Below are 26,098 nucleotides of genomic sequence, written 5' to 3'. Positions count from 1 at the left end.
TCCACGCCGAGGGCGCGCAACAAGGGTAGGGTGGTGGCGGAGATGAATTCACCGCATACCTTGCGGCGTGGAAAAGACGATTTCTCCACCAATGCCACAGTCCAGCCCGCCAGCACCAGCCGCAGGGCGGCCGTGGAACCGGCAGGCCCGCCACCGATGACCACGGCGTCATAGATCACGCCGCTTCTCCCGTAGTTGTCCGCCCTGCCGGGCGACAAACAAATGCGTGAACAAGCCGGCGCGGCGTTCGGTCAACTGCCAGTCGTTACCCGCGGGCCACAGCGCGGACAGCTCGCGGCCGTTGAAACCCGCTCTCACGCTTACCACGGCATCATGGCGGGAAATCTCGTTGCAACCGATAAGCGCCAGCGCCCGGCTGCCCATGAGCGCCGTCGAGGATCGCCTCGGTTCGGTGGCGACAAAGACCTCCGTTGTGCGGGCGATGGCCGCGAACAGTTTACGTAGCGGCGGCTCATCGAAATGATGCAGTACCAGATTGGCCACGGCCAGATCGGCGGGGTGGCCCTGCTGGAACCACGGGATCGCGTCCGCGGTGACGCATTCGGTGCGCCAGCCCAGTTGTGAGAATGCGGTCAGCGTCGCCGGCGACACGATGGGGTGGCGATCGACCAGGGTCACGGTGACGCCGGGCCAGCGACCGGCGAGACTGCGCGCCAGTGACAGCATCAACGTGCCGTCGCCGGCGCCGATCTCGATGATGCGCCGTGGAGCGCTCGCGCTGAACAACGCCTGCAAATTTTGCCGCAGGATGAAGCGCTGGCCCATCAGCACGTTGACCCGCCGCAGATCGCGCCGCGAACGCTGCGCGCGCGGGTCGCTCGCCGGCAGCACGTCGAGCAGTTCCTCCTCCCGCCGCCGCTGTGCCAGCGACATCGGCGTCAGCTCACCTGCAACAGCGCGCCATAGCAACTGAAGCCGGCCCCGAAACTGGACAGCCACCATGCGCCCGGCGCGGCGCCGCCGATCAGGGCCTTGTCGAGGGCAAACAGCACGCTCGGACTGCTCATGTTGCCGTATTCGCTCAAAACTTCCGCACTCCAGCGCGTGGCGTCGTCGTCCAGGTCCAAGCGCTCGCGCAGGGCGGCGAGGACGTCGCGGCCGCCGGCATGCCATATCCAGGCCTGAATATCGGCACGGCGCAAGTCTTGTTCATCCAGCACCCGGTCGAGCACGCGTTCCGCATATTCCGCGGCCAGGCGCGGCACGGGCGGGGTCAGGATATTGCGGAGCATGCCCTGGCGTTGTTCGAAGCGCAGCAGATCGCGCCGTGAGGGATCAATCTCCGAACCGAAGGCTCTCCATGCAATTCGCCGCCTGCCGTCAGCGGGCGGCTCCGTGCCCAGCACGGCGGCGGCGGCGCCGTCGCCGAACAGGCAGGCGCTGATCAATACGCCCGGATCGTCATCAAGATAAAAAGCGGCGGTGCATACTTCGACGCACACGGATAACACCCGTTCACACCCACCCGCGGCCAGCAGGGACTGGGCCATGTGTAGATTGGGCAGGGCCGCGCCGCAGCCGTTGCCGACCAGGTCCAATGCGATCACATCTGATCGCAGTCCCAGTCCCTCGATCAGATATGACGATAAACCCGGACACAGATAACCGGTGCAGGTGCTGACGAGGACGGCATCAATGGCGCGGGCATCAATCACTGCGTCCGCCAGCGCTTTTCGCCCGGCTTCCATGCCCAGCTGCGGGGCGTGGCGTTCGTAATGCTGTTGCAAGGTATCGGGATTGAACTTATCCACTTGCGCGATCTGCTCAAGGGCCAGGGCGCGGCTGTGGATGCCGTTGCTGCCGGCCAGCAATTTGCGCAGTAGCGCTTGTGAACGCGATTGGAGCCGGTCGTAGGCGCTGGTTTGCTTCAGTGCCTCGTAGCAGTCCGTCTGCCTGTGGCGATGGGGCGGAACCGCGGTGCCCAGGCCGCCGATGATCATTGGACGCGTGGCAGCGGCGATCAGCGGACGGGTGACGGGAAAAAGCTCGGGCAGATTCATGCGGACGGGCTCCCAGTGGGTATGGTTGGCAGGGCTCGGCAATGAAACAGTGCTTGATGCGATCGGAGCAAGGGTGGGCTTGTTTCTCCCGCGCCAGGCCAGAACGGCGCGCAACGGGCATCTCGTACCGGAATTTCCGCGCACCGGTCAGGTATGAAAACGGAATTGGTCGGTAGCGTCAGTGTGCACCGATGGCCTTGGCGGCCCGTCCATAATCCCTGCGCTTGACCCACAGGATCATGCCATAGCGGCCCCGGCCCGCGGCAACGGCATCGGCGGCAATGACATTGATTTTTGCCGCCGCGAGTTTGGAGATGGGCCTTTCAATGGCGCCAATCTCATCCGTGCCCTGGATCAGAAATCCTTTTTTCGGCCTGCTCAATTTCCAGCCGTGCTGTCTGGCAAGCTGCCGTATGCCGCCGAGCCGCTCGGCGATCAAATCCACCTGTGCCTTGCCACCGCTCGCGGGAAAGCCGGAGAAGGCGGTCAGACTGATGCCCGCGCTTTTCAGCGCCTTTAAGATGCCTGCCGCGGAACCGGCGCGATTGGATACAGTGACATAACAGTAATTCATCTTGCGTGCGGTATAGCCCATGACAGTTCTCCTTCTATTGGGATAAAGAACAGATACCACACTACTCTCACTGCGCGACAAATTCGAATATGTAATCAGATCGAATCACACTGTAACTGTGTCCACCGTTGCGCGTCCTTCAACATTTTAATGATGTCATCAAGATGATGAATACTGTCTTAACGGCGGTGTCACATGACGCTAAAAAAGGCCGACGATGTTGCCGTGTTCGTCGATGTCGATCTTTTCGGCGGCGGGTACCTTGGGCAGGCCGGGCATGGTCATCATGTCGCCGCAGATGGCGACCACAAAACCGGCGCCGTTCGACAGCCGCACTTCGCGCACGTTGAGGGTATGGCCGGTCGGCGCGCCGCGCACGTTCGGATCGGCGGTGAACGACATCTGTGTCTTGGCCATGCATACCGGGAAGTGACCATAGTCCTTGTTCCATTCGTCCAACTGCTTCCTCACGGCATCAGTAAAGGTCACCTGGCCGGCGCCGTAGATCTTGGTGGCGATGGCCTTGATCTTGTCGGTGAGCGGCAGGTTGTCCTCGTAGACAAAGGTGTATTTTTTCTTCGACTTGTCGATGACATCGACGACCGCATGCGCCAGATCCTCGGCGCCGGCGCCGCCGTGCGCCCAGTGCTTGGCAAGAACGAAACGGCCGCCGAGCGATTCGATCCGCTCCTTGAGCAGTTTGATCTCGGCCTCGGTGTCGAAGGTGAAGTGATTCACCGAAACCACGCATGGCAGGCCGTAGTGATCGCGGATGTTGGTGAGGTGCTTTTCGATGTTGACCATGCCTTTCGCCAGTGCCTCGAGATTTTCCTTGTTGAGGTCCTCCTTTTTCACGCCGCCATGAAATTTGAGCGCGCGGATGGTCGCGACCAGCACCACTGCGGAGGGGTTGAGGCCCGCCATGCGGCATTTGATGTCGATGAACTTCTCGGCGCCCAGATCGGCGCCGAAACCGGCCTCGGTGACGCAATAGTCGGCGAGCTTGAGCGCAGTCTTGGTGGCGGTGACGCTGTTGCAGCCGTGAGCGATGTTGGCGAACGGTCCGCCGTGAATGAAGGCCGGATTGTTCTCCAATGTCTGCACCAGGTTGGGCTTGATGGCGTCCTTCAGCACCGTGGCCATGGCGCCGTGCGCCTTCAGATCCCGCGCGTACACCGGTCTTTTGTCGCCCTGGGTATAACCGATGACAATGCGGCCCAGGCGCTCCTTGAGGTCTTTCAATGAAGTCGCCAGGCACAAAATCGCCATGATCTCGGAGGCCACCACGATGTCGTAACCGTCCTCCCTGACGAATCCGTTGGCCGTGCCGCCCAGTCCGATGACAATTTTGCGCAGCGCCCGGTCGTTCATGTCCACGACCCGTTTCCACTGGATCAGGCGCGGGTCTATTCTCAATTCATTGCCGTGATTGATGTGGTTGTCGATCATCGCGGAGAGCAGGTTGTGCGCGGCGCCGATGGCGTGGAAATCACCGGTGAAATGCAGGTTGATGTCTTCCATCGGCACCACCTGCGCATAACCGCCGCCGGCGGCGCCGCCCTTGACTCCGAAGACGGGGCCGAGCGAGGGTTCGCGCAGACAAATGATGGCCTTCCTGCCGATCTTGTTGAGTGCGTCGCCCAAGCCCACGGTCGTCGTGGTCTTGCCCTCGCCGGCCGGCGTCGGGCTGATGGCGGTGACCAGAATGAGCTTCCCATCCGGTCGTTTCTCTATTTCATGCAGGTAATCCAGTGACAGCTTGGCCTTGTAGTGGCCGTAAGGCTCGAGAAATTTGCCGTCTATGCCCAGTTTGCTCTTCGCCAGTTCGATGATGGGCTTCATCGTTGCCTTTTGGGCAATTTCAATGTCGGACTTCATGGAAAATCCTCGCTTTTCATATTGTTGTGGGCCCTCTTTTCCTCCGGCAGGCGCCCGGAAGCGTGCAAACCCCGGCACGGTTGAGGGCCGTGTGATTGTAAGGGGATGGCAGTTAGTCTACCCGGATCAGTGCCGGGCGAAAACTCTATCGTTGAGATCGAACTGCTTCCCGTCCGGTTCGGCCGGCCGGCGTGCAGCCTCAAACATGGAGCGCGAAACCGTTATACTAGAAAAATGATCGATGAAGAAGATTTGACAATTCGCGCCCCGGAGCGGGCCGACGTTCAGATGGCGGTGCTGTTCGCAGATCTGTCCGGTAGCACCCGCATGTACGAACTTCTGGGGGATGCCGAAGCCAAGTTCATCATCACTGACTCCCTGGGCAAATTGACGCAGGTGGTGAAGGAATTTGACGGCCGGGTGGTCAAGACCATCGGCGATGAGTTGATGTGTGTGTTCAAAACGGCGCATGAGGCGGTCATGGCCGGCCGGCAGATGATCAAGGCGGCGGCCGATCTGCAAGTGCCGCAAACGGCCGACACCACGGGTCTGCTGCACCTGCGGGTGGGTACGCATTACGGCCCGGTCATCGAGGAGCGCAACGATATTTTCGGCGACACGGTCAACGTGGCCTCGCGGCTGGTGTCCCTGGCAAAATCCAACAGCTTCATGGCCAGTGAAGCCATCGCCAAGGCCCTGCCCGAGGCCTTTCGCCACATGGTTTCCTTCTATGACACGGTGGTGATCCGCGGCAAGGCGCGGCCACTGGATGTGTATCAAATCCTGACGGATGCCTCCAAGACCGACGAAACGGCCAGTTTCACCAAAACAACGGAAATCACCCACGGTCCGCTCGCCAAGGCCCGCCTCAAGCTCAAGGTGCGCGGTTCCAACCAGACGCTGGAGGTCTCCAAGCAGAAGCCGACGGTCACCATCGGCCGGGGGCGCAACAATGACGTGGTTTTGGATCACCACATGGTATCGCGGGAACACGCGCGCATCGATTACAAACACGGCTCGTTCTATGTATCGGACTTCAGCAGCAACGGTACCTACATCGAACTGCAGGGCGGCACCCGCACCCTGTTGAAGAAATCCGATTGCAACCTGGCCATGAACGGCGTCATGTATTTCGGCGAGGAACCCAGCCGCAAGGCCAAAACCGCCCTGGAGTTTATGCTCGCCTAGGTCAGCTCTGAATAAGTCCATCCTGGACTTCTCAGAGCTCGGCCGGCAAAAAGCGTGGTTTTTGCCGGCCTCCGATTTTCAATGGCTTGTCGCCATTGAAAACGGCGGTACATCCCTGTACCGCGGGGCTCTGACATTTTTCCGGGATTCCACAAGCTGGAGTCAATCGGCCTCGGGAGGCAGGGGGGGCCGCCGGGTCACCAGCATTCCGGCGGTACCGATGAGCACGGCCCCGGCCACGGACAACCAATCCGGCCGTTCGCCCCAAAGCACCCAGCCAATCAGGGCCGCAAACACCACTGTCGAATAACTCAGGGTTCCGACCCGGGCGGCGGGTGCGGTTGAATAGCTGTATGTGAGCAACAGCTGTCCGGCGCTGGCCATCAGGCCGGCGGCGGCCATCGTTGCCAACACATGCAGATTGGGCGTGCGCCACGCCCATAACAATGGCACGCCGGAAGTAGCCACGCTGATGAGACTGAAATAGAACACGATGCGAAAAATGGGTTCGGTATCGGCCATGCGGCGGATATTGACCATGGCCAGCGCCGCCAGTACCGCCGATATGGCGCCCACCCAGGCCGCGCCAGACCATGGCACCCCGCCGGGTTTCAGGATCAGCCCCACGCCCAGCAGGCCCAGTCCGATGGCGATGAAAATTTTGGGCGAGGCCCGCTCGCCGAGCCAGGTCCAGGCAATGAGGGCGGTGAAGATGGGCGAGCTGTAATTCAGCAGCACGGCCTCCGCCAGGGGCATGTGGCCTATGGCGTAGAAGAAGCAATACATGGCGGAGAGGCCGAACCATGAGCGTGCAAGGTGGCCGGCGAATCGCCGTGTGGCCAGGACACCGATGCCCCGGCGCCACAGACCCGGCAGAAGGAACATGAGCCCGAAACCGCTGCGCAGAAACACCACCATTTCATTGCCAGTTTGAGACGAGGCGAGCTTGATCATGGTGCTCATGGCCGCCATCATCAGCGAGGCGCCAAGGGCGGCATAAACACTCCTGATTGCCGGCGTGGCGGCGAACAGGGACTCGCGCAAGGTTTCCATCTTCATGGTCGGAGGCGGCGCAAAGGCGCGGATTGTATAACACCCGCACGCGATCGCGTCGTAGTGATTGAGAAAAGCGCCGGCTTCTGGTAGTTTCGCCCCCCGATGCCAAACCGCCGCGCGCAGGGTGCATTTCCCTTCCGGCGCCCATCCCTCGAGGTGGGAGGATGACCTCTCCGCGCTACGTTTTCATCACCGGCGGCGTGGTTTCCTCACTGGGCAAGGGGATCGCCGCCGCGTCGCTCGCCGCCATCCTCGAATCGCGCGGGCTCAAGGTCACCAATCTCAAGCTCGACCCCTACATCAATGTCGATCCGGGCACCATGAGCCCGTTTCAGCACGGCGAGGTGTTCGTCACCGAGGACGGCGCCGAGACCGATCTCGACCTTGGTCATTATGAGCGCTTCTGTTCGGCGAAGATGCGCAAGGCGAACAACTTCACCGCCGGCCAGATTTACGAAAGCGTCATCAAAAAAGAGCGGCGCGGCGAGTATCTGGGCCGCACCGTGCAGGTCATTCCCCACATCACCGATGAGATCAAGGCCTTCATCCGCCGCGGCGCCGGCGATGCCGAGGTGGCCATCGTCGAGGTGGGTGGGACCGTCGGTGACATCGAATCGCTGCCATTCCTTGAGGCCATCCGCCAGATGGGTCTTGAGCTGGGAGCTCAGGAGACCTGCTATATCCATCTGACGCTGGTGCCTTATCTCGGGACTGCGGGCGAGATGAAGACCAAGCCCACGCAGCACAGCGTCAAGGAACTGCGTTCCATAGGCATACAGCCCGATGCGCTCCTGTGCCGTTCCGATCGGCCCATACCGGAGGACGAGCGCAGGAAGATCGCATTGTTCACCAACGTGCGTCCCAAGGCGGTTATTTCGGTGTGGAACGTTGACTCGATCTACAAGATACCGCGCATGCTGCACGAACAGCTGCTCGATGAAATCGTCTGTCAGAAGCTGGGACTGCTGGCCCGCGCCGCCGATCTGAAGCCGTGGAACGATCTCATCGAGGCGCTGGAACATCCGCAGGGCGACGTCACGGTGGCAATGGTCGGCAAGTACGTGGACCTCACAGATTCCTACAAATCGCTGAACGAGGCCCTGACCCACGCCGGCATCCACAATCGCGCGCGGGTCGGCATCGCCTACGTGGATTCCGAGGCGCTGGAAAAGGACGACGCGGCGGCCTGGAGCGCGCTGCGCGCCGCCGACGCGGTACTGGTGCCCGGCGGCTTCGGCTCCCGCGGCACTGAGGGCAAGATGAAGGCCATCCGTCATGCGCGCGAGAACCACATACCTTATCTCGGCATTTGTCTTGGCATGCAGCTGGCCGTCATCGAATACGCGCGCGGCAAGGTGGGGCTCGCCGGTGCCAACAGCACCGAATTCGACCCCAACACGCCCCATCCGGTGGTGGCATTGATTACCGAGTGGCAGAACCGCGATGGCGTGGTTGAGCGGCGCAACGTCAATTCGGATCTGGGCGGAACCATGCGCCTCGGCGCGCAGGCCGCCGACGTCGCCGCCGGGACGCAAGTGGAAAAGATATATAACAGCCGGACGGTGAACGAGCGCCACCGGCATCGTTATGAAGTCAACAACTATTATCTGCCACAGCTGGAAGCCGCCGGCTTGAGAGTCGCGGCGCGGGCGCGGGCGACTGTGAGCGGCGAGACCCTGACCGAAATGATCGAACTGCCGGATCATCCGTGGTTCATCGGCTGCCAGTTTCACCCGGAATTTTCCTCGACCCCGCGCGCGGGCCATCCCCTGTTCAAATCCTTCATCGCCGCGGCAATGGCTTACCGCGCGGCGCGCAAGCCGGCGCTCAAGCATGCGGCTGTGTGATTTTGAGATCGGCCCGGATCAGCCATTTTTCCTGATTGCCGGGCCGTGTGTCGTCGAGAGCGAGGCGCTGGTCATGGAGGTGGCCGGCACGCTGAAGGAAATCACGCGGCGGCTGCGCATTCCCTACATCTTCAAAGCGTCCTATGACAAGGCCAACCGCACCTCGCACGAAAGTTTCCGCGGACCGGGTCTGGAACAAGGGCTGAAGGTGCTGGAGAAGGTCAGGCAGCAGTTGCAACTGCCGGTGTTGACGGACGTGCACGAGGATACGCCGCTCAAGGAAGTGGCGGCGGTCGTGGACGTGTTGCAAACACCCGCCTTTCTCTGCCGGCAGACCAACTTCATCCAGAACGTCGCCCGTCAGGGCAGACCGGTCAACATCAAGAAGGCGCAGTTTCTGGCGCCGTGGGACATGCAGCATGTGGTCGCCAAGGCCAAGGCGACGGGCAACGATCAGATCATGGTCTGCGAGCGCGGCACCAGCTTCGGGTACAATTATCTGGTTTCCGACATGCGCGCCCTGGTCGTCATGCGCGACACCGGCTGTCCGGTGGTGTTCGACGCCACGCACTCGGTGCAGATGCCCGGCGGGCAGGGCGGCTCCTCCGGCGGCCAGCGTGAATTCGTGGCGCCGCTCGCGCGTGCCGCCGTGGCGGTGGGTATTTCCGGATTATTCATGGAAACCCATCCGCAACCGGAAAAAGCCATGAGCGACGGGCCGAATTCGGTGCGGCTGAAGGACATGCCTGCGCTGCTGGAAACACTGAAGGAATTGGATCAGATTACCAAGCAGAAATCAGCGAAGTAATTCGAGTAACAATAACAGGGGGAGTGAGATGTCCAGGATAGTGAACGTGCATGCCCGCGAGATTATCGACTCGCGCGGCAATCCGACGGTGCAGGCCGAGGTCAGCACCAACAAGGGCGCGGTGGGAGCGGCGGCGGTGCCGTCCGGCGCCTCCACGGGCGAGCGCGAGGCCGTGGAACTGCGCGACGGCAACAGCAAGCGCTACAACGGCAAGGGCGTGCTGAAGGCGGTCGCCAACGTCAACGGCGCCATCAGGAAGTCGGTCAAAGGGCTGAAGGTGGACGATCAGGAGAAAATTGACGAGACGATGCTCGAACTGGATGGCACGCCGAACAAGCGCCGTCTGGGCGCCAATGCCATACTGGCGGTGTCGATGGCCGCTGCCCGCGCCGCCGCCAATGAGGAAGACGTGCCGCTGTACCGCTATCTCGGAAACGGACCATACACCATGCCGGTGCCGATGATGAACGTCATCAACGGCGGCGTGCATGCCAACAACAACGTCGATTTGCAGGAGTTCATGATCCTGCCGGTCGGCGCGCCCAGCCTGCGCGAGGCGGTGCGATGGGGCGCCGAGGTGTTTCACGCCTTGAAAAGGATCCTGGCCGATCAGGGGATGAGCACTGCGGTCGGCGACGAGGGCGGGTTCGCGCCCAACCTGTCCTCCAACGAGGCCGCCATCGAGACGCTGCTCAAGGCCGTGGAAAAAGCGGGCTACAAGGCCGGCAGGGACATCCTGCTGGGCCTTGACGCCGCCAGTTCCGAGTTCTACCGCGATGGTTATTACGTGCTGGAGTCCGAGAACCGGGAACTCACCAGCGCGCAATTCATCGATGTACTGGCGGGATGGGTGGAAAAATACCCCATCATTACCGTCGAAGACGGCATGGATCAGAACGACTGGGACGGCTGGAAGCTGCTGACGCGCCGGCTGGGCAAAAAGGTGCAGCTCGTCGGCGACGATAATTTCGTGACCAATACGGCGCTGCTGAAACGGGGCATCGAGCAGGGCGTCGCCAATTCGATCCTGATCAAGGTCAATCAGATCGGCACGCTGACGGAGACACTGGCCGCCATCAAGATGGCGAAGGAGGCCGGCTATACCGCTGTGGTGTCGCACCGTTCCGGCGAGACCGAGGACAGTTTCATCGCCGATCTCGCGGTCGCCACCTCCTGCGGCCAGATCAAGACCGGCTCCATGTCGCGTTCCGATCGCGTCGCCAAATACAACCGGCTGATGGTGATCGAGGAAGAACTCGGAAAAAAGGCGAACTATCCGAAGCGCAAGGCGTTCTACAACCTTTGAAATGCGGATCGTTGTCTTCTTGCTGCTGATACTGCTGGGGGCCTTGCAGATCAGGCTGTGGCATGGGGAAGGCAGCTGGCCGACCGTGTGGGCGCTGCGTGATCAAATCAAGGCGCAACGACTGGACAACGACAAGCTCAAGGAGCGCAACCAGGCGCTGGAGGCCGAGGTGCAGGACTTGAAGCAGGGCCTGGAGGCGATCGAGGAGCGCGCCCGCAGCGAGATGGGCATGATCAAAAAAGATGAAGTGTTCTACCAGATTATCGACCAGCCCGGCGTGGTCATGCCGGCGCCAGCGGGGTCCAAGCCATCGCCACCCGGGCCAAAGAACAGTACTGGGCAGTGATCCCGGCGGCGGGCTTGGGCCAGCGCATGGGCGCGGAGGTCCCCAAGCAGTACCTGCCGCTGCGCGGGCGGGCGGTGCTGGAGCACACCGTCGAACGGTTTGCGTCACACCCGCGCATCGCCGGCGTCGTGGTCGCCATCGCACCGCAGGATGCGTCATGGGACCATTTGCCGTGTGCACGCGCCGCCAAGGTGCGGCGTGCGGACGGCGGCGCCGAACGCTGCCACTCCGTGCTGAACGCGCTCAAGCGGCTGGCGGAAATCGCGGCGCCCACGGACTGGGTGCTGGTGCATGACGCGGCGCGGCCATGCCTGCGCAAAAAAGACATAGACCTCATGCTGGACAAGTTGGCCACGCATCCGGTCGGCGGTATCCTCGCCGCGCCGGTGCGCGATACCATGAAGCGCAGCGGCGCGCGGAACGAAATCACCGCCACGGTTGAACGCAAAGGTTTGTGGCACGCGCTGACGCCGCAGATGTTCCGCCTGGGCGCGTTGACGCAGGCTATCGAGCAGGCGCTGGCGAAGGGAGTCATCGTGACCGATGAAGCGCAGGCCATCGAACTGGCCGGTCATCAACCCATGCTGGTCGAGGGCCACCCCGACAACATCAAAATCACCCAGCCGCAGGATTTGGATCTGGCGGACATCTATCTGCGGTTACAGGAGGAAGAAGGCACATGCGTGTAGGCCAGGGTTTCGATGCCCATCGCTTTGAAAAGGGGCGCCGGCTGGTGCTGGGCGGCGTCACCATCCCCTATGAATCCGGCATGGAGGCTCATTCTGACGGCGATGTGGTGATCCATGCGGTGTGCGACGCGCTGCTCGGTGCCGCGGGCTTGGGCGACATCGGCAAACACTTTCCCGACACCGATCAGGACATCAAGGGTATCGACAGCCGCATCATGCTCCGCCACATCGTGAAATTATTGCATGACAAGAATTACAAGATCAGCAACGTGGATGCCACCATCATCGCGCAGGCGCCGAAACTCGCACCATTCATTCCGCAGATGTGCGAGAACCTGGCTGCGGACATGCAGATCGCCCGCGATGCAATCAACATCAAAGCCACCACTACAGAGAAAATGGGTTTCACCGGCCGCGGCGAAGGCATCGCTGCTCTCGCCGTCGCTTTGCTCACCGGTTGACGTGAAACTATCTAATGCTGTTTTCTTCAGTTTTCAGACAAGTGCGATGAGGTGTAGTAGGCGGGCATCGATTCAACAAGTGCGATGAGGTGTAGTAGGCGGGCATCGATTCAGTGTTCAAAAAGAAACGTGATACGTCCCTAGGTGTTCCTAAAACGTTTTATGTATTAAGTACCAAAGAGTTGAATCGGGGCCTGTTAGATATGAAGCACAAGCCAGCAAAAAAAACGAGACTAAAAAGCACATTCAGGGTGGTCAAAGAATAACCAACGATTGCATTGGCTATAGCTGCCGATGCGGAAATACACCATAAAGATAGGGCGTACATTATCACTCCAACTAATATGAGTCGGTAATAAGGATGCTCACCGACTGGAAATGTGGATTACGGCGATAACCATCACCTCATAAAGTGCATCAAGTAACACGGCAATCCCGTTTAAAACCACCGCGGGATGCTTCCAAGATAATCCAAAGGTTATTTTGGGCATTGCGTGAAGGTGAAGGGATGTACCACCATTGTTTCTTTCCGGCGTTAACCGCGTTTGAGGAGGACATAGACGGCGCCGGTACCGCCGTCGGCGGGGCGCGTGGAGCTGAAGGCGAGCACCGCGTCGAGTTGTTGCAGCCAGTGGTTCACCTTGCCCTTGAGCACGGGCATGCGGCCCTGCGAGCGCAAACCCTTGCCGTGCACGATGCGCACGCAGCGCCAGCCCCTGTCCTGTGCCTTGCTCAGAAACGCCACCAGTGATTCCTTGGCCTCCGCGACGGTCTGGCCGTGCAGATCGAGTTCGCCCTCGATACTCAACTGGCCGCGCCGCAGCTTGCGGGTGAGAGAGTGCTGTATACCGGGGCGGACGAACAGCAGTTCATCGCCGGTCTCGATCTCGGAGCTGTCATAGAGTCCCTGCGCCATCTCGCGCAGTACTTCCTGCTCATCGCGAAGACGTTGCTCCGGGACGGGCGCACGCTTGGGTCGCTCCGGCGCAACCCGATCCGATTTCAACCGGCGGACCTTGCTCATCGCTTCGCGAAACATGGCGACTTCCGCCGGTGTGGGCCGTGTTTCCTTGCTCATACCGCAAAGAATATACGCAGAAGGCGGTACTGAAAAGAAACCAGCATAAGTATCAGGAACACGGCTCAAAAAACGCCGCTCGTGCTGGGGTATCGAAGCACGACGATCTTAATTCACATGTTCGTTCACCCTTCGATACCTCGGGGCGAACTGTGCTTTTTTATTTTTGAGAGGAGATCAGGTGGGTTGTGGCGCAGTGCGGGCAGGCTGCGGCGCGGCTCGTTTGGATGCCAGCGCGGGGAGGCGCTTAAAGAAACCGGGTACGCGCAAGAGCAACAGGAAGATCAAGATGAGGCCGTAGATGATCGGCAGGCGTTTGTCGGCCTTGACCAGCCAGAGAAAATGCAGAATGACCAGGGTGCCGATGGGATAAACGAGGCTGTGCAATTTTTTCCAGCGTTTCCCGCCGAGCCGCTTCACCATCTTGTTGGTGGAGGTGAGCGCCAGCGGCACCAGCAGCACGAATGCGCTGAAACCCACGGTGACGTACGGACGCTTGGCGATGTCGCGCGCGATATCGTGAATATCGAGGCTGTTGTCGAATACCAGCCAGGTTGTGAAATGCAAACAGGCATAGAAGAAAACATAGAGTCCGAACATGCGGCGCAGACGCATCATGGGCTGCCAGCCCGTCAATTGGCGCAACGGCGTGAAGGCCAGCGTGATGAGCAGGTAGCGCAGTGCCCAGTCGCCAAGTTCATGTTCGATCTTCAGTATCGGATTGGCGCCCAGGCCGTGCGTGAATCCCTTCTGAATTAGAAGAGCGAGCGGCACCAGCATCAGCGCGAACAGCACCGGCTTGATGATCTTGATCGGGTCCTTCACGCGCATGGATCAGTAGTACTTATCGAGATCCATGCCGGCGTAGAGCGAGGCCACCTGATCGGCGTAACCGTTGAACATCAGCGTCGGGCGCTTGAACAGATCGCCGATGCGGCGCTCCTTTTTCTGCGTCCAGCGCGGATGGTCGTGATTCGGATTGACATTGGAGTAGAAGCCATACTCGCCGGGCGCCGCGTTATTCCAGGTGGTCGGCGGCTGGGTTTCGGTGAAAGCGATTTTCACGATCGACTTGATGCCCTTAAAGCCGTACTTCCAGGGCACGACCAGCCGTATCGGTGCGCCATTGGGATTCGGCAGCATCTCGCCGTACAAACCCACCGCCAGAATGGTGAGCGGGTGCATGGCCTCGTCCATACGCAAGCCTTCGACGTACGGCCAGTCCAACACGGGGCGCGTCTGGCCCGGCATGCGCTTGGGATCGAGCAGGGTGGTGAAGGCGACGTATTTGGCGTTGCCGGTGGGTTCGAAACGCTTGATGACATCGGCAAGTGGAAAACCCACCCAGGGGATGACCATAGACCACGCCTCGACGCAACGCAGGCGATAGATGCGCTCCTCCAACTGATGCGGTTTGATGAAATCCTCGAATTGGAACGTGCCCGGTTTGTTGCAGGCGCCTTCCACCGCAATCGTCCACGGCAGCGGTTTGAAGTCTTTGGAATACTCCGCGGGGTCCTCCTTGTCGGTGCCGAATTCGTAGAAGTTGTTGTAGGTGGTGACGTCTTCATATGGCGTCAACTCTTCGTTCGTGCTCAAGGGGCTTTTGACGATGCCCTGCAATTTAGCGCCTGCCTGCGCGATCGAGGGCAAAAAAAGGTCACCGGCGAGGCTCGCCGTAGCGACGGCGGCGGTGGAGCGGATGGAGGTCGACAGAAATTCGCGGCGTCGCAAATACAGCGACTTGTCGGTAATCTCCGAGGGCTTGATGTCCGGTGGTTTCTTGATGAGCATGGGTCACCTGCCGTGATTTTTGTCAGATATTAACTTAACTGACTTGTTTGATGGCTTTACAGTTCACAAAGTTACGAGCATATGAAGATGTGGATCGGCTTACTGCGCGCTGCCTGGAGGAGCGGCCGGGCACTCACAGGCGCGGGAGCGTCGGAATATGGCAAATTTTAATATTTACCTCAGGACAGTTAATTACTATACTGATTTCACAAGCTAATTGATTCATTAGTGGTACAGAACTCGGGGACAGGGGGGCTTGGATGGGCTGGAATATCGCGCGGTGCATCTTGTCATTGCTTATGGGGTTGTTGTTGGGGGCTGTAAGCACGTTGGTTTATGCCGCATCCTCCGTTCCGGACGCAACCGGATCATATTCCGGCACGCTGACAGTCAATGAAATCTGCAACAATCCGTCTCCGCCGCCTTCCACGGTTACCCAAACGGATCAAGTCCAACTGACGTTTACCATCACCCAGTCAGGTTCCAATATCACGGGTTCAGGCACATCCCTTGACCTCAGAAACAGCAAGCAAGGCACACTGTCATTTAGCGGCACGATCAATGCCAGTGGCATCGCCACCGGCAGCATTTCAGATTCTGCAGGTTTCACCGGCACGTTCACCGGTACATTGAATGGCGACTCGCTGGACCTTTCGGTGTCTGGCGGAGACAGCTCATGTCCCACCCAGAATGGCAGCGGCATCATGACCCGCACCAGCGGCGGGAGCGGTGAACTGGTTGTAAACCCGGAGACCACGCCCAGCAATATACTCACCGCGCCCCTCCTGCTTTCGACGCAAGTGAAAGCGGTGACCTCGAACATCGGCACCCGCATCGGCGATGTCCTGCGGGGCATCCAGCATCCGGGTCCGCGCGTGTCCAGCAACGGCCTCATGTATGAAAACTCCTCCGGTCTGAACGCCGGCGACCGGATGATCAACTATGGGGCGTGGGCCAGTTACTCCTATGCCGATTACAAGAACGATCTCTCCAGCACCGCCTTCGACGGCCACACCCACACGGTGTTGGCTGGTGTGGACGTGGCGCCGTGGGAGAAGGTGGTCATCGGCCTCTCTGCCGGTTATGAAAACAGCGACATCGACACCGGCTTCAACCAGGGCAACCAGCAGTCCGATGGCTACACCATCGCGCCCTATTTCGGGGCCGTGTTGTCGGACACCTGGAGCGTCGATTTCAGCGCCGGCTATTCCAGCATCGACTACGATCAATTCCGCACGGCGCCCGGCACGGGTTTGCGGGTGACCAGTTCACCGAACACCGACCGCTGGTTCGGCGCCCTCAACGTGAACGGGTTGTGGACTTATGACAAGTGGACTCTGGGCGCCAAGATCGGCACTTTGTACACCAAGAGCGTGCAGAACAGCTTTACTGAGAGTGACGGCACGAAAGTATCCGAAACGGACGACCGGCTCGGCCAGTGGCTGATTGGCGGCAACGTGGCCTATTCGCTGGGCGACTTCGAGCCGTTTGCGAGCGCGACTTATGAACGCGATTATTCCAGGACGGTGATCACCGTTCTTACCGGACCGCAACCCGCCAACGACAATGACGACGTGCTCGTGGGGGCGGGCGTGCGCTACTTCGGGCCCAAGGGCATCACTGGCAACCTTGAGTGGAACAAACGGGTCAGCCGCGAAAACTTCGATGAGGATGTCGTTACCGCAACACTACGGCTGGATTTTTAAGACGCCGGCATTGGACGGTGGTTGCGGCTGACATTCAGACTGCTATCTGTGCAGTTGTGTGAAGTATTCAACATTTATAACCGCATCCATGTGCTAGTCTTTCGCAGGACGCAGACATAGCGGGGAAGCAATGCGAACCGGATTTGGAAAATCGTTCATCCTGTCGTTTCTTGCAGCCTGCGTATTGTGTTTTGCAGTCCAGGCCGCGGAGCCGGTGGGGCAGGCCGAAGTGGTGAACGGCACCGTGACCGCAATCTTGGGCACGGAAACCCGCACCCTCTCCAAAGGCGATCCCGTGTATGAGGGCGATCAACTTGCCACCGGTGACGATGGCGCGCTGGTGGTTATCTTCCGCGACGAGACCAAGTTCGTGCTGTGGCATAACACCCGGATGAACGTGGAGCATTTTGCCGACAAGCAGGGGGAGGAGGGGTTATCCACCCGCATCATCAAAGGCGCTTTTCGATTCGTCAGCGGTTTGGTCGCCAAGCGCAAGCCTTCCGCCATGCAGGTCAAACTGGCGGCGACGGCCACCATCGGTATCCGTGGCACCCATGTGGCCGGTGAACTCGAAGGTGAATCCGCATCGGTCGTCTTGATGGAGCCGGAGGGGGAACCCAAGGCCACGGCCATTACTGTCTTTAATGACTACGGCAGCGTGGACATCACCGAGCCGGGTTTTGGCACCAATGTGCCGGATGCGCACAGCCCCCCATCGCCGGTACAGCGCATGCGTCTGCGTAACATTGAAAACCTGATGCACATCATGCAATCGATACAAAGGACAAACCTGCCCCACCCCGCGCCGCGGCCTCAAATCCGATAGCTGGCCCGGGGCATGCCAGCGGGATATTTTCCCATGGAAAAAGCCGCATTGATTATTTACCCGGGACCTAGAAAGTCGCTTATAATGTAAAATTATGATGATTGTGCTTCCAAAATAGCAGTTGAATTTAGGGGGAAGCTAAGGTGCCGAAGATATTCTGGTTGTGTCTCCTGGGGTTATTGTGCGTTCTCGCCACGGCTCCCGCGAGTTTCGCCGCATCGGCGGACGATGACGTCAAACAGGCGCAGCAACTGCTCAAGGCTGGCAAGGGTGCACAGGCCTATGAACTCCTGAAGGGACATGTTGACGCCAAGGCCGGCGATCCGGATTTCGATCTGGCGCTGGGCATGGCGGCGATCGATGCCGGCAAGCCCAATCAAGCCGTATTCGCGCTGGAACGGGTGCTGGATAACCAGCCCGGCAACGACTTGGCCCGCGCTGAACTGGCCCGCGCCTATTACGAACTGGGCGAGAACGATACCGCCAGGGAGGAATTCGAAGCCGTGCGCGGCAAGCAGTTGCCGTCCTCCATCTCCAACACGATAGACCAGTATCTCTCCGGTATCGAGCAGCGTCTGGGCGCCACCCGCACCCGCTATGACGTTTTCGTCGAAACCGGCCTTGGCTACGACAGCAATGTGAACAGCGCCACCAGCGACAATCAGGTGGCCATCCCGGCGCTGGGAGGTCTGGTGTTCAACCTGACCAATAACAGTTCTGAGCTTGACAGCATGTTGTGGCTCATCAATGCCGGCTTCAACTTCTACACTCCGCTGCGCCAGGACACCACGCTTTTCGGCGGCATCGAGTTCGACAACCGGCTGTCGGTGGATGAAGTGGACTTCACCCAGCATCAATACAATGGCAGCCTCGGCGTCAACCTGCGGCGTGGCACGGATCAATATCGCCTTATCGGCCAGGCGCAGAAGTTCACCGTAGGCGGTAATAATTTCCGCGACTATGGCGGTGGCGTTGCCCAATGGCAGCGTGATCTGGACGCCAACAACCAGATCACGGTCTTCGCCCAGGGGGCAGTGTTGCGCTATCCCGACCAAAATATCCGTGATGTCGACCGCGTCGCCGGCGGTGTTGGCTGGGGGCATGCCTTCAGCGGCGCCGGCAAACCGGTGATGTATGCGAGTATCGACGGCGGCAGTGAATTCGAAACGCACAGCAATGCTGCACATATCGGCCGCGATTTCGCGGGCTTGCGCCTCGGTGGGCAATACATGGTGAATGAGCGCCTCTATGCGCTGGGATCTTTTGAATATGAGCATAGCGAATACGGCGGCCCGGAACCGCTTTTCCAGAAGACCCGCGACGATGACTTTTTCGCCGCCAGCATCGGCGCCCGGTACGCCTTGAATAAAAACATCAGCCTGCGGCCCGAGGTGCGTTACTCACGCAATGATTCACCGATCAGCGTTTTTGGATTTGAGCGTTGGGAACTACTAACCACCATGCGCTACGACTTTTGACGGAGGTATGCACCATGCGTAATCTGACCATGAATTTCGCGCTGCTTTCCGGTTTCGCGGCATGTTCCTTCTTCTCCACGCCAGTCTGTGCCGCCGCCGCCCAGGTTACTTATGCCTACGGTCAGGCGCAGGCCATCAACACCGCCGGCCAGGGCCGCCCGCTAGCCAAGGGGGCGGAGGTGCAGTCAGGAGACACCGTGCAGACCCAGCAGGGCCGCGCCCAGATCACCTTCAAGGACGGCGGCTTTGTCGCCCTCCAACCCAACACCAGCTTCAAGATCAGCGAGTACAACTATGCGGGCAAGGAGGACGGCAGCGAACGCAGCTTCTTCGATCTCCTGAAGGGCAGCATGCGTTTCGTCACCGGCGCCATCGGCCACAAGAACAAGCAGAATTACAAGATCAAGACCGTCGTGGCCACCATCGGCATCCGTGGCAGCGGCGGACTGGCGATCCTATGCGTCGCCGGCAGTTGCCCCGGCATGAAGGATGGGCTTTATCTTACCGGTAATCAGGATACGCTGACGCTGACCAATGATGGCGACAGCAAGGACGTGCATCCGGGCGAAACGTATTACGTCGGTTGCAGCAACTGCAATATCGAGCCCGTTGAGGAGACCCCCGTGGCGCACGTGGATGTGCCTGAGCCCAAGGGGTTCAGGGCGGACGAGCAATGCGATCAAGGGTGTGTGTTGGGTAATTTCTCGGGCAACGACCGGATTGTCGGTGTGGTCCCGGGTGGCTCGCAAAGTATGGGCGAGGTCGTCAGTGCCCTTCATGGCGTGGCGCTGGGTACTCCGCCGAATTTCCTTTTGATCAAGGACTCCTTCAGTGGCAACAATACCGAAGCCCTGTTTTTCGATGGCAAGGTGACGGATTTTTCCACTTTTGCAGATGACGCCTTTATCTTCCGCTGGACCAACGGCACGGTGACGAAATTCGATGCAAACGGCACCATCGTGGGTACGGAAGTCGTGGGTCCCGATTCCGGCTATAGCTTCATTGTCGGCAGTGGACCGCGCGATCCACTGCCCACCAGCGGCATCGCCACTTATACCTTCATCCCGGGCCTGAATGGCACTGCTTCCACCAATGCGATGGGAACCGGAACGGGCATCGTCGGTGGTATTGTCCAGGTGGACTTCTTCGGTCCCGCTGCGGTGGACGTGAGTTTCGAAGTGGAACATATGCGTTCGTTTTACGACGTCACTACTTTCGGGCCAGGGGGCGCCCCGATTCCGCTGGATACCACCAACGGCACATTCAGCAGTTTCAAGGGCGGCGCGGTCTTCGCCTACAGCTATGGTGTGGGGACGGGTAGCTGCTACAACGCGGGGGGTTGCCCGACTGATATTGTGGGCAGTCTGGAAGGCCCCAATATGGCAACATCAGGGAGTCCGATTCCCTTCGTCAGTCTAGGGCCGTCGCCAAGCAGCACGATTAATGCGCCGGAGGCTCTTGGGCTCGCTTACCGTATCCATGATAATTTCGGTTCCACCTTGAACCCGCAGAATTGGGTCAAGGGTGTGGGGGCCTTCCAGCTCTGCACGGGAAGGTGTTTTATTAGTGATTAGGATCTGAAGTCGATTGTATAACTGAAGCGCGCGCGTCGGTTGCCGTTCGCATCCTAGTCCAGCCAGCTGCGGGCGTTCTGGAACATTCTGAACCAGGGGCTCACCTCTCGTTTCCATTCCGACGGAAGCCACGAAAACTGCCGGCGTAAAAACATCCGCTCCGGGTGGGGCATGACGATCATCACACGCCCGTCGGCGCTGGTCAGGCCGGTGATCCCCAGCGGTGATCCATTCGGATTGCAAGGATAACTGTCGGTGGGCCTCCCATAATTGTCGACAAAGCGCAAGCACACGGCTTGCGCGTCCAGCGCCGTCTGTGCTGCCGGGGCATCCAGGAACAGGGCACGGCCCTCCCCGTGCGCCACGACCACGGGCAGTCTTGAGCCGGCCATGCCGTCGAAGAAGATCGACTTCGACTCCAGCACCTCCACCATCACCAGCCGCGCCTCGAATTGCTCGGAGGTGTTGCGCACGAAACGTGGCCAGTGCGCCGCACCGGGAATGATGGCCTTCAGGTGCGACATCATCTGGCAGCCGTTGCATACGCCCAGCGCGAAGCGATCATCGCGTTCGAAGAAAAGGCTGAACTCATCACGCGTGCGCTCGTGGAACAGGATGGACTTGGCCCAGCCGCCGCCGGCACCCAGTACGTCACCGTAGGAAAATCCGCCGCCGGCCGCCAGCCCGTGAAAATCCTTGAGATTGACGGCGCCGTTGATGAGATCGCTCATATGCACGTCGATGGCGTCAAACCCGGCGCGATCGAACGCCGCCGCCATCTCCACCTGGCCGTTCACGCCCTGTTCGCGCAGGATGGCCACCCGCGGTCGTGCGCCGGCGTTGATCTCGGGCGGCTCGTTGATGGCATGGGTGACGTGGAGCGAGAGCCCCGGATCAGTGCGGTCGAGGAGGGCATCGTATTCCTGCCGCGCACATTCCGGATTATCTCGCAAGGCTCGCATGCGGTAGCTGGTCTCCGCCCAGATGCGCTGCAACTTGAGCACGTCTTCGCTGAAAACCTTCCGCCTATCTCGGGTACAGGTGATCGTCAATTCATCATTAAGCCGACCCAGATGATGGACACGACCTTCAAGCCCGGCAGCGTGGAACTGCGCAATGACCGCATCGGTATCCGCGCTTCTTACTTGTAATACTGCACCCAGTTCCTCATTAAAGAGCACAGCCAAATCGTCGGGCGCAAGTGCATCGAGCATGACATTGATGCCCGTGCGCCCGGCGAACGCCATTTCGCAAAGTGTGGTAATCAGGCCGCCGTCGGAGCGATCGTGATAGGCCAGCAGCAAACTTGCCTCGTTCAATACCTGCACGGTCGTGAAAAAGTTTTTCAAATCCTCTGGATGATCCACGTCCGGCGCGACAACGCCGATCTGCCCGTGCACCTGCGCCAGCGCGGAGCCGCCGAGCCGATTTCTTCCGCGTCCCAGATCGACCAGTAGAAGTTCGGTATCACCCATGTCCGTGCGCAATTGCGGTGTCAGCGACTGCCGCACGTCGACGACCGGCGCGAAGGCGGAGGTGATCAGCGATACCGGCGCCGTTACGGACTTTTCCGTGCCGTCCTCGGACCATACCGCGCGCATCGATAACGAATCCTTGCCGACTGGTATGCTCAATCCCAGTGCCGGGCACAATTCCATGCCCACGGCCCGCACCGTGTCGTACAGCGCGGCGTCGTCGTGACCATGCCCGCAGGCGGCCATCCAGTTGGCCGACAGCACGACGTCGCTCAGTTGCATGATGCGCGCGGCGGCGATGTTGGTGATTGCCTCGCCGATGGCCATGCGTCCCGAAGCCGGTGCATCGATGACGGCGAGCGGCGTGCGTTCGCCGATCGCCATCGCCTCGCCGGTGGTGTCGAGGAGCGAAGCGGCGGTGACGGCGCAGTCCGCGACCGGCACCTGCCACGGCCCCGCCATCTGATCGCGCGTGGTCAGGCCGGAGACCGTGCGGTCGCCGATGGTGATGAGAAAGCCCTTGTCGGCGACGGCGGGCAGGCGCAGCACGCGCTCCACCGCCTCGCGCAAATCGATGCCGTCCGTGCGCAGCGGCGAAAGCGTGGTTGCACCGTGGCGCACCTGCCGGTGCATCCGTGGCGGCTTGCCGAGCAGCACGCTGAGCGGCATGTCGATGGGCGTGTTGCCGAACAGCGCGTCTTCGAGCACCAGTTTTTCATCCGCGCTCGTCTCACCGATCATGGCGAAGGGACAGCGTTCGCGCGCGCACAAATCGGCAAAAAGCTTCTCGTCCTTCGGTAATATGGCCAGTACGTAACGCTCCTGCGCCTCATTGCACCAGATTTGCATCGGCGACATGCCAGGCTCGGCGTTCGGTATCCTGCGGAGATCGATCCGCCCGCCATGGTCGCCGCCGTGCAGGAGTTCAGGAATGGCGTTGGATAATCCGCCGGCGCCGACATCGTGGATCGATAGAATGGGATTGTTTTCGCCCAGCGCCCAGCAGCGGTCGATGACCTCCTGACAACGCCGCTGCATCTCGGCGTTGTCACGTTGCACCGAGGCGAAATCGATCTGCTCGCTGCCGTGACCCGCGGCCACCGACGAGGCCGCACCACCGCCGAGACCAATCAACATCGCCGGACCGCCGAGCACGATCACCAGCGCGCCTTCAGGCAACGCTGATTTGTTCAGGTGTTCCGCACGGATGTTTCCAATGCCTCCTGCCAGCATGATCGGCTTGTGGTAGCCACGGATTTCCGCGCCGGACGCTGTGTTGATCGATTGTTCATAGGTGCGGAAATAGCCGCACAATGCCGGCCGGCCGAATTCGTTGTTGAACGCCGCTGCCCCTATGGGGCCCTCGATCATGATATCGAGCGCCGAGGCCATGTGCGCGGGCCTGTCCTGAGCAGCGTCGAAGGGACGGCCGTGGTCCTGTTCCCACGGCTGTACGAAGTCCGGGATGCGCATGTTGGAGACGCTGAAGCCCGTCAGTCCCGCCTTGGACTTGGCGCCGCGGCCGGTGGCGCTCTCGTCACGGATTTCGCCACCCGCGCCGGTCGCAGCGCCCGGGTAGGGCGAGATACCGGTGGGGTGGTTGTGCGTCTCCACCTTCATCACCAGATGCACGTCCTCGACGGTGCTGCCGTAGCGGTGCGTGCGGTCGGGCAGCAGGCGATGGCCGCGATAGCCGCGCGTCACGGCGGCGTTATCGCTGTAAGCCAGCAGCACTTTGCCGGGATTTTTCTCATGGGTGTTGCGGATCATCTGGAACAGCGAATGCGGCTGCACCTGTCCGTCGATGGTCCATTGCGCGTTGAAGATCTTGTGGCGGCAATGCTCGGAATTCGCCTGCGCAAACATCATCAGTTCGACGTCCGTCGGATTGCGTTTCAGCCGCTTGAAATTGTCGAGCAGATAGTCGATCTCATCGTCCGACAACGCCAGCCCCATATCGCGATTGGCTGCCTCCAGAGTAACGCGCCCGTCCTTGATCAGATCGATCACGCTGAATTTTCCCGGCTGGGTGTGCGCAAATAAGCGTTCCGCATCACGCAGGTCGTGAATGACCGCCTCGGTCATGGGGTCGTGCAGTTGACGTTCCAACGTCTGATGCGTGACGGCGGATAATGAGGCGCCGGAAGGCATTTCGAGGCACCAGCAGGTGCCGCGTTCCAGCCGCCGCACCTTGGCGAGCCCGCAATTGCGCGCGATGTCGGTGGCCTTGCTCGACCACGGCGAGATCGTGCCCGGGCGCGGGATGACTATGTACAGAAAGCCTGAAGGTTTCTGCGCTGGCGCTGCCAAGCCATAATCAAGCAGGGCGTTCAGCCGTTGCTGTTCGTCCTCGGTCAACGGCGCTTCAAGATCGGCAAAGTGCACGAACTCGGCGTGCAGCGCCCCGATGCCGGAGGCTATGCTCCGCAGCAGGTCGCGCTTTTTTTGCAGGCGGAAGGTGGAATGGGTGAGGGGGCCGCGATAAGTTTCCATGTCATCGGCGGTGGCTGGGCATCGTAGAGGCGATCATACTGGAAAATCCACCTCTTGTGCGGCGCATCAACCTGCAGGGCAGGCAAGTGCAACATAACCCACAACGAAGTTAATCCGGAAGTTCTTCGACCTTGACCTGGATGTTAGTGCTAGGGTTGCTCTGGGTCTGGGCACGACTCAGGCTGGCGCTATCGGTGTGCGATGTGCTTTCGTTGACACCGCCGAGCGCGATCCATTCGCCGAGCCGGCCAGTGACGATGCTGGAAGCCTGTTGTGTTCGAATAGTGCCGGTATGCGGATCGATGCGGTTGCGCTGTGGCGAGATTTCCAGAGTGACTTGGTCGCCGTTCAAGCGCGGGATGACGTAAACCCCCGAGGTGACGTCGTGATATTCCGTGCTCTGCTGCACGACCACGCCATCCGGCCCGACGTATACGTTCTGATCCGGCAAAGGCACAGATTCGCCGGTGCTGATCCAGGCGGGCTGGCCTTCCAACCCCATGATGAAATGGACATCGCTATCCTGGCTGCTGGATTCCGTGGCGCGGGTGGAATAGCGCACTGCGTTGTTTTCATTTCCCACGGCTACCGAGGCGCCGTCCTTCGCGTGATCACCGGGCAATCTGGCGCTGACGTCGGTGGAACGCACGCGCGCGGCGAGCGAGTCATCGCGCGAGCTGGCGATTTCACGATTGCCCCAGCTCACATAAATCTTCAGGCGGCGCGGCGACCGATCCAGAGTGGCGAGCACTTGTTTGATCTGTTCAAGATTCTCCGGCGTGGTTTTGATGATCAACTGGTTGTTCATGCCCGCGACCGTGCCGCCGGGCGCAATCAGGGGTTGCAAGATCGGGACGACGTCCTCGACCGGGCGGTGTTGCATGGAAATGATTTCCAGCGGCATCTCCTGCGCTGATACCAATACCACGAGCCCGCCGCACCACAGGTAAATGACGGCGAGGAGGAAACGCTTCATATCCTCAGGCGCTGGAAATTCGGATCGGCCTCAGCCGTCATCCAGACTTCCTCGAAGCGGCGCATCAACCCGCCGACATAAGGCCGGTTGTTGAAATTGGCCGTGCCCTCGTAGCGATCCGAGAGCTTGCGGTGCAAATAGCCGGTTTCATCGGCCACCAGCATGGCTTCATTGAGGTCCTGATGATCCGGCCCCGGGACGCGCACATGACAGAACGAGGAAAAGGCCCCCGCCAGCGCAATCAACGCATGCCCGCGCCGGTACAGGGCTTCGGGTTGCAGGACCAACAGGCGGATGCGGCTGTGACTGCTGCGCGCGATCAGTTTGCGGACGGCGTCGAGGAACGGTGGACTTTCGTACAAATCGGGATCTAGGCCGCGGCCCATGATGTCGAGCGTGCGTTGACACTGCTGCGTCAGCGCCAGCGTGATGGCGCGCACGTCCTCACGGCTGCCAAATACCAGTTCTGTGTTGGTGCCTCCCAAGGTATATTTATCCATTTCCAGCATGTATGGCCCCCTTCC

At 60.3% G+C, this 26,098-nt stretch carries 23 protein-coding genes; 11 read left to right on the top strand and 12 right to left on the bottom strand.

Annotation, left to right across the window (positions count from 1 at the left end; translation table 11 throughout):
* The 5 genes from VMH34_01095 to VMH34_01075 all read right to left on the bottom strand — a co-directional run.
* Positions 1-179, bottom strand: a 179-nt coding sequence (locus VMH34_01095) for an FAD-dependent oxidoreductase (GenBank protein HTT07381.1), incomplete at its 3' end; no start/stop codon positions are given.
* A complete protein-coding gene (locus tag VMH34_01090) occupies positions 169-894 on the bottom strand; it encodes a methyltransferase (protein ID HTT07380.1) in 726 nt (241 codons plus the stop codon). The genes VMH34_01095 and VMH34_01090, both read right to left, overlap by 11 nt.
* A gap of 5 nt (positions 895-899) precedes the next feature.
* A complete protein-coding gene (locus tag VMH34_01085) occupies positions 900-2,021 on the bottom strand; it encodes a 3-oxoacyl-[acyl-carrier-protein] synthase III C-terminal domain-containing protein (GenBank protein ID HTT07379.1) in 1,122 nt (373 codons plus the stop codon).
* A 178-nt stretch (positions 2,022-2,199) separates the two neighbouring features.
* Positions 2,200-2,616 carry a hypothetical protein gene (locus tag VMH34_01080; protein ID HTT07378.1) on the bottom strand — a complete coding sequence of 139 codons (417 nt, stop codon included), beginning with the start codon at positions 2,614-2,616 and terminating at the stop codon, positions 2,200-2,202.
* Between the two features lie 180 nt (positions 2,617-2,796).
* Entirely contained in the window at positions 2,797-4,473 is a 1,677-nt protein-coding gene (locus VMH34_01075; protein HTT07377.1) for a formate--tetrahydrofolate ligase, read from the bottom strand.
* Positions 4,474-4,707: 234 nt separating this feature from the next.
* On the opposite strand from VMH34_01075, the gene VMH34_01070 reads away from it, so the two are divergent.
* Positions 4,708-5,661 carry an adenylate/guanylate cyclase domain-containing protein gene (locus VMH34_01070; GenBank protein ID HTT07376.1) on the top strand — a complete coding sequence of 318 codons (954 nt, stop codon included), beginning with the start codon at positions 4,708-4,710 and terminating at the stop codon, positions 5,659-5,661.
* A 162-nt stretch (positions 5,662-5,823) separates the two neighbouring features.
* On the opposite strand, the gene VMH34_01065 is transcribed toward VMH34_01070, so the two are convergent.
* On the bottom strand, positions 5,824-6,720 hold the full coding sequence (locus tag VMH34_01065; GenBank protein HTT07375.1) for a DMT family transporter: 897 nt from the start codon (positions 6,718-6,720) through the stop codon (positions 5,824-5,826).
* 161 nt (positions 6,721-6,881) lie between these two features.
* On the opposite strand from VMH34_01065, the gene VMH34_01060 reads away from it, so the two are divergent.
* From VMH34_01060 to ispF, 6 genes are read left to right on the top strand one after another with little or no spacing between them, the layout of a single operon-like run.
* A complete protein-coding gene (locus VMH34_01060; protein HTT07374.1) occupies positions 6,882-8,564 on the top strand; it encodes a CTP synthase in 1,683 nt (560 codons plus the stop codon).
* A complete protein-coding gene (gene kdsA, locus VMH34_01055) occupies positions 8,551-9,372 on the top strand; it encodes a 3-deoxy-8-phosphooctulonate synthase (protein HTT07373.1) in 822 nt (273 codons plus the stop codon). The genes VMH34_01060 and kdsA overlap by 14 nt, the downstream gene beginning before the upstream one ends.
* 28 nt (positions 9,373-9,400) lie before the next feature.
* Positions 9,401-10,678 carry a phosphopyruvate hydratase gene (gene eno / locus VMH34_01050; GenBank protein HTT07372.1) on the top strand — a complete coding sequence of 426 codons (1,278 nt, stop codon included), beginning with the start codon at positions 9,401-9,403 and terminating at the stop codon, positions 10,676-10,678.
* 1 nt (position 10,679) lies between these two features.
* Positions 10,680-11,024: a cell division protein FtsB gene (gene ftsB, locus VMH34_01045; protein ID HTT07371.1), complete on the top strand. Its 345-nt coding sequence runs from the start codon at positions 10,680-10,682 to the stop codon at positions 11,022-11,024.
* A gap of 26 nt (positions 11,025-11,050) precedes the next feature.
* Positions 11,051-11,713 (top strand): 2-C-methyl-D-erythritol 4-phosphate cytidylyltransferase, encoded by a 663-nt coding sequence (gene ispD, locus VMH34_01040; protein HTT07370.1) that lies wholly within the window; start codon positions 11,051-11,053, stop codon positions 11,711-11,713.
* Entirely contained in the window at positions 11,704-12,174 is a 471-nt protein-coding gene (gene ispF / locus VMH34_01035) for a 2-C-methyl-D-erythritol 2,4-cyclodiphosphate synthase (GenBank protein ID HTT07369.1), read from the top strand. The genes ispD and ispF overlap by 10 nt, the downstream gene beginning before the upstream one ends.
* 535 nt (positions 12,175-12,709) lie before the next feature.
* On the opposite strand, the gene VMH34_01030 is transcribed toward ispF, so the two are convergent.
* The 3 genes from VMH34_01030 to msrP form a co-directional block, all read right to left on the bottom strand.
* Complete coding sequence (locus VMH34_01030) at positions 12,710-13,252, bottom strand: Smr/MutS family protein (protein ID HTT07368.1); 543 nt, start codon at positions 13,250-13,252, stop codon at positions 12,710-12,712.
* Between the two features lie 177 nt (positions 13,253-13,429).
* Positions 13,430-14,083, bottom strand: a complete 654-nt coding sequence (locus VMH34_01025; protein ID HTT07367.1) for a protein-methionine-sulfoxide reductase heme-binding subunit MsrQ — start codon at positions 14,081-14,083, stop codon at positions 13,430-13,432.
* A 3-nt stretch (positions 14,084-14,086) separates the two neighbouring features.
* Positions 14,087-15,046: a protein-methionine-sulfoxide reductase catalytic subunit MsrP gene (gene msrP / locus VMH34_01020; protein HTT07366.1), complete on the bottom strand. Its 960-nt coding sequence runs from the start codon at positions 15,044-15,046 to the stop codon at positions 14,087-14,089.
* A gap of 299 nt (positions 15,047-15,345) precedes the next feature.
* On the opposite strand from msrP, the gene VMH34_01015 reads away from it, so the two are divergent.
* From VMH34_01015 to VMH34_01000, 4 genes are all read left to right on the top strand, one after another.
* Positions 15,346-16,752 carry an autotransporter outer membrane beta-barrel domain-containing protein gene (locus VMH34_01015; protein ID HTT07365.1) on the top strand — a complete coding sequence of 469 codons (1,407 nt, stop codon included), beginning with the start codon at positions 15,346-15,348 and terminating at the stop codon, positions 16,750-16,752.
* A gap of 130 nt (positions 16,753-16,882) precedes the next feature.
* Positions 16,883-17,578, top strand: a complete 696-nt coding sequence (locus VMH34_01010; GenBank protein ID HTT07364.1) for a FecR domain-containing protein — start codon at positions 16,883-16,885, stop codon at positions 17,576-17,578.
* 143 nt (positions 17,579-17,721) lie between these two features.
* The gene (locus tag VMH34_01005; protein HTT07363.1) at positions 17,722-19,056 is read left to right on the top strand and encodes a tetratricopeptide repeat protein; all 1,335 of its coding nucleotides are present in this window, start codon (positions 17,722-17,724) and stop codon (positions 19,054-19,056) included.
* Positions 19,057-19,070: 14 nt separating this feature from the next.
* Positions 19,071-20,630, top strand: coding sequence for a FecR family protein (locus VMH34_01000; protein HTT07362.1), 1,560 nt, complete (start codon positions 19,071-19,073; stop codon positions 20,628-20,630).
* A gap of 53 nt (positions 20,631-20,683) precedes the next feature.
* On the opposite strand, the gene purL is transcribed toward VMH34_01000, so the two are convergent.
* From purL to VMH34_00985, 3 genes are all read right to left on the bottom strand, one after another.
* Positions 20,684-24,598, bottom strand: coding sequence for a phosphoribosylformylglycinamidine synthase (gene purL, locus VMH34_00995; protein HTT07361.1), 3,915 nt, complete (start codon positions 24,596-24,598; stop codon positions 20,684-20,686).
* A gap of 109 nt (positions 24,599-24,707) precedes the next feature.
* A complete protein-coding gene (locus VMH34_00990) occupies positions 24,708-25,574 on the bottom strand; it encodes a secretin N-terminal domain-containing protein (GenBank protein HTT07360.1) in 867 nt (288 codons plus the stop codon).
* Complete coding sequence (locus tag VMH34_00985) at positions 25,571-26,083, bottom strand: hypothetical protein (protein HTT07359.1); 513 nt, start codon at positions 26,081-26,083, stop codon at positions 25,571-25,573. The genes VMH34_00990 and VMH34_00985 overlap by 4 nt, the downstream gene beginning before the upstream one ends.
* Positions 26,084-26,098: the final 15 nt, after the last annotated feature.

The organism is Gammaproteobacteria bacterium, assembly GCA_035501935.1.
In the GTDB taxonomy this organism is placed as follows: Bacteria; Pseudomonadota; Gammaproteobacteria; order JAJPIJ01; family JAJPIJ01; genus JAJPIJ01.
The sequence above is the reverse complement of the archived record's forward strand: the minus strand, read 5'-3'. Positions and strand labels throughout refer to the sequence as shown.

Bases quoted from the DNA above. Each gene is read 5' to 3' on its own strand.
- VMH34_01090 (HTT07380.1), bottom strand. From the start codon at position 894: ATGTCGCTGGCACAGCGGCGGCGGGAGGAGGAACTGCTCGACGTGCTG.
- VMH34_01085 (HTT07379.1), bottom strand. From the start codon at position 2,021: ATGAATCTGCCCGAGCTTTTTCCCGTCACCCGTCCGCTGATCGCCGCT.
- VMH34_01080 (HTT07378.1), bottom strand. From the start codon at position 2,616: ATGGGCTATACCGCACGCAAGATGAATTACTGTTATGTCACTGTATCC.
- VMH34_01075 (HTT07377.1), bottom strand. From the start codon at position 4,473: ATGAAGTCCGACATTGAAATTGCCCAAAAGGCAACGATGAAGCCCATC.
- VMH34_01070 (HTT07376.1), top strand. From the start codon at position 4,708: ATGATCGATGAAGAAGATTTGACAATTCGCGCCCCGGAGCGGGCCGAC.
- VMH34_01065 (HTT07375.1), bottom strand. From the start codon at position 6,720: ATGAAGATGGAAACCTTGCGCGAGTCCCTGTTCGCCGCCACGCCGGCA.
- VMH34_01060 (HTT07374.1), top strand. From the start codon at position 6,882: ATGACCTCTCCGCGCTACGTTTTCATCACCGGCGGCGTGGTTTCCTCA.
- kdsA (HTT07373.1), top strand. From the start codon at position 8,551: ATGCGGCTGTGTGATTTTGAGATCGGCCCGGATCAGCCATTTTTCCTG.
- eno (HTT07372.1), top strand. From the start codon at position 9,401: ATGTCCAGGATAGTGAACGTGCATGCCCGCGAGATTATCGACTCGCGC.
- ftsB (HTT07371.1), top strand. From the start codon at position 10,680: ATGCGGATCGTTGTCTTCTTGCTGCTGATACTGCTGGGGGCCTTGCAG.
- ispD (HTT07370.1), top strand. From the start codon at position 11,051: ATGGGCGCGGAGGTCCCCAAGCAGTACCTGCCGCTGCGCGGGCGGGCG.
- ispF (HTT07369.1), top strand. From the start codon at position 11,704: ATGCGTGTAGGCCAGGGTTTCGATGCCCATCGCTTTGAAAAGGGGCGC.
- VMH34_01030 (HTT07368.1), bottom strand. From the start codon at position 13,252: ATGAGCAAGGAAACACGGCCCACACCGGCGGAAGTCGCCATGTTTCGC.
- VMH34_01025 (HTT07367.1), bottom strand. From the start codon at position 14,083: ATGCGCGTGAAGGACCCGATCAAGATCATCAAGCCGGTGCTGTTCGCG.
- msrP (HTT07366.1), bottom strand. From the start codon at position 15,046: ATGCTCATCAAGAAACCACCGGACATCAAGCCCTCGGAGATTACCGAC.
- VMH34_01015 (HTT07365.1), top strand. From the start codon at position 15,346: ATGGGGTTGTTGTTGGGGGCTGTAAGCACGTTGGTTTATGCCGCATCC.
- VMH34_01010 (HTT07364.1), top strand. From the start codon at position 16,883: ATGCGAACCGGATTTGGAAAATCGTTCATCCTGTCGTTTCTTGCAGCC.
- VMH34_01000 (HTT07362.1), top strand. From the start codon at position 19,071: ATGCGTAATCTGACCATGAATTTCGCGCTGCTTTCCGGTTTCGCGGCA.
- purL (HTT07361.1), bottom strand. From the start codon at position 24,598: ATGGAAACTTATCGCGGCCCCCTCACCCATTCCACCTTCCGCCTGCAA.
- VMH34_00990 (HTT07360.1), bottom strand. From the start codon at position 25,574: ATGAAGCGTTTCCTCCTCGCCGTCATTTACCTGTGGTGCGGCGGGCTC.
- VMH34_00985 (HTT07359.1), bottom strand. From the start codon at position 26,083: ATGCTGGAAATGGATAAATATACCTTGGGAGGCACCAACACAGAACTG.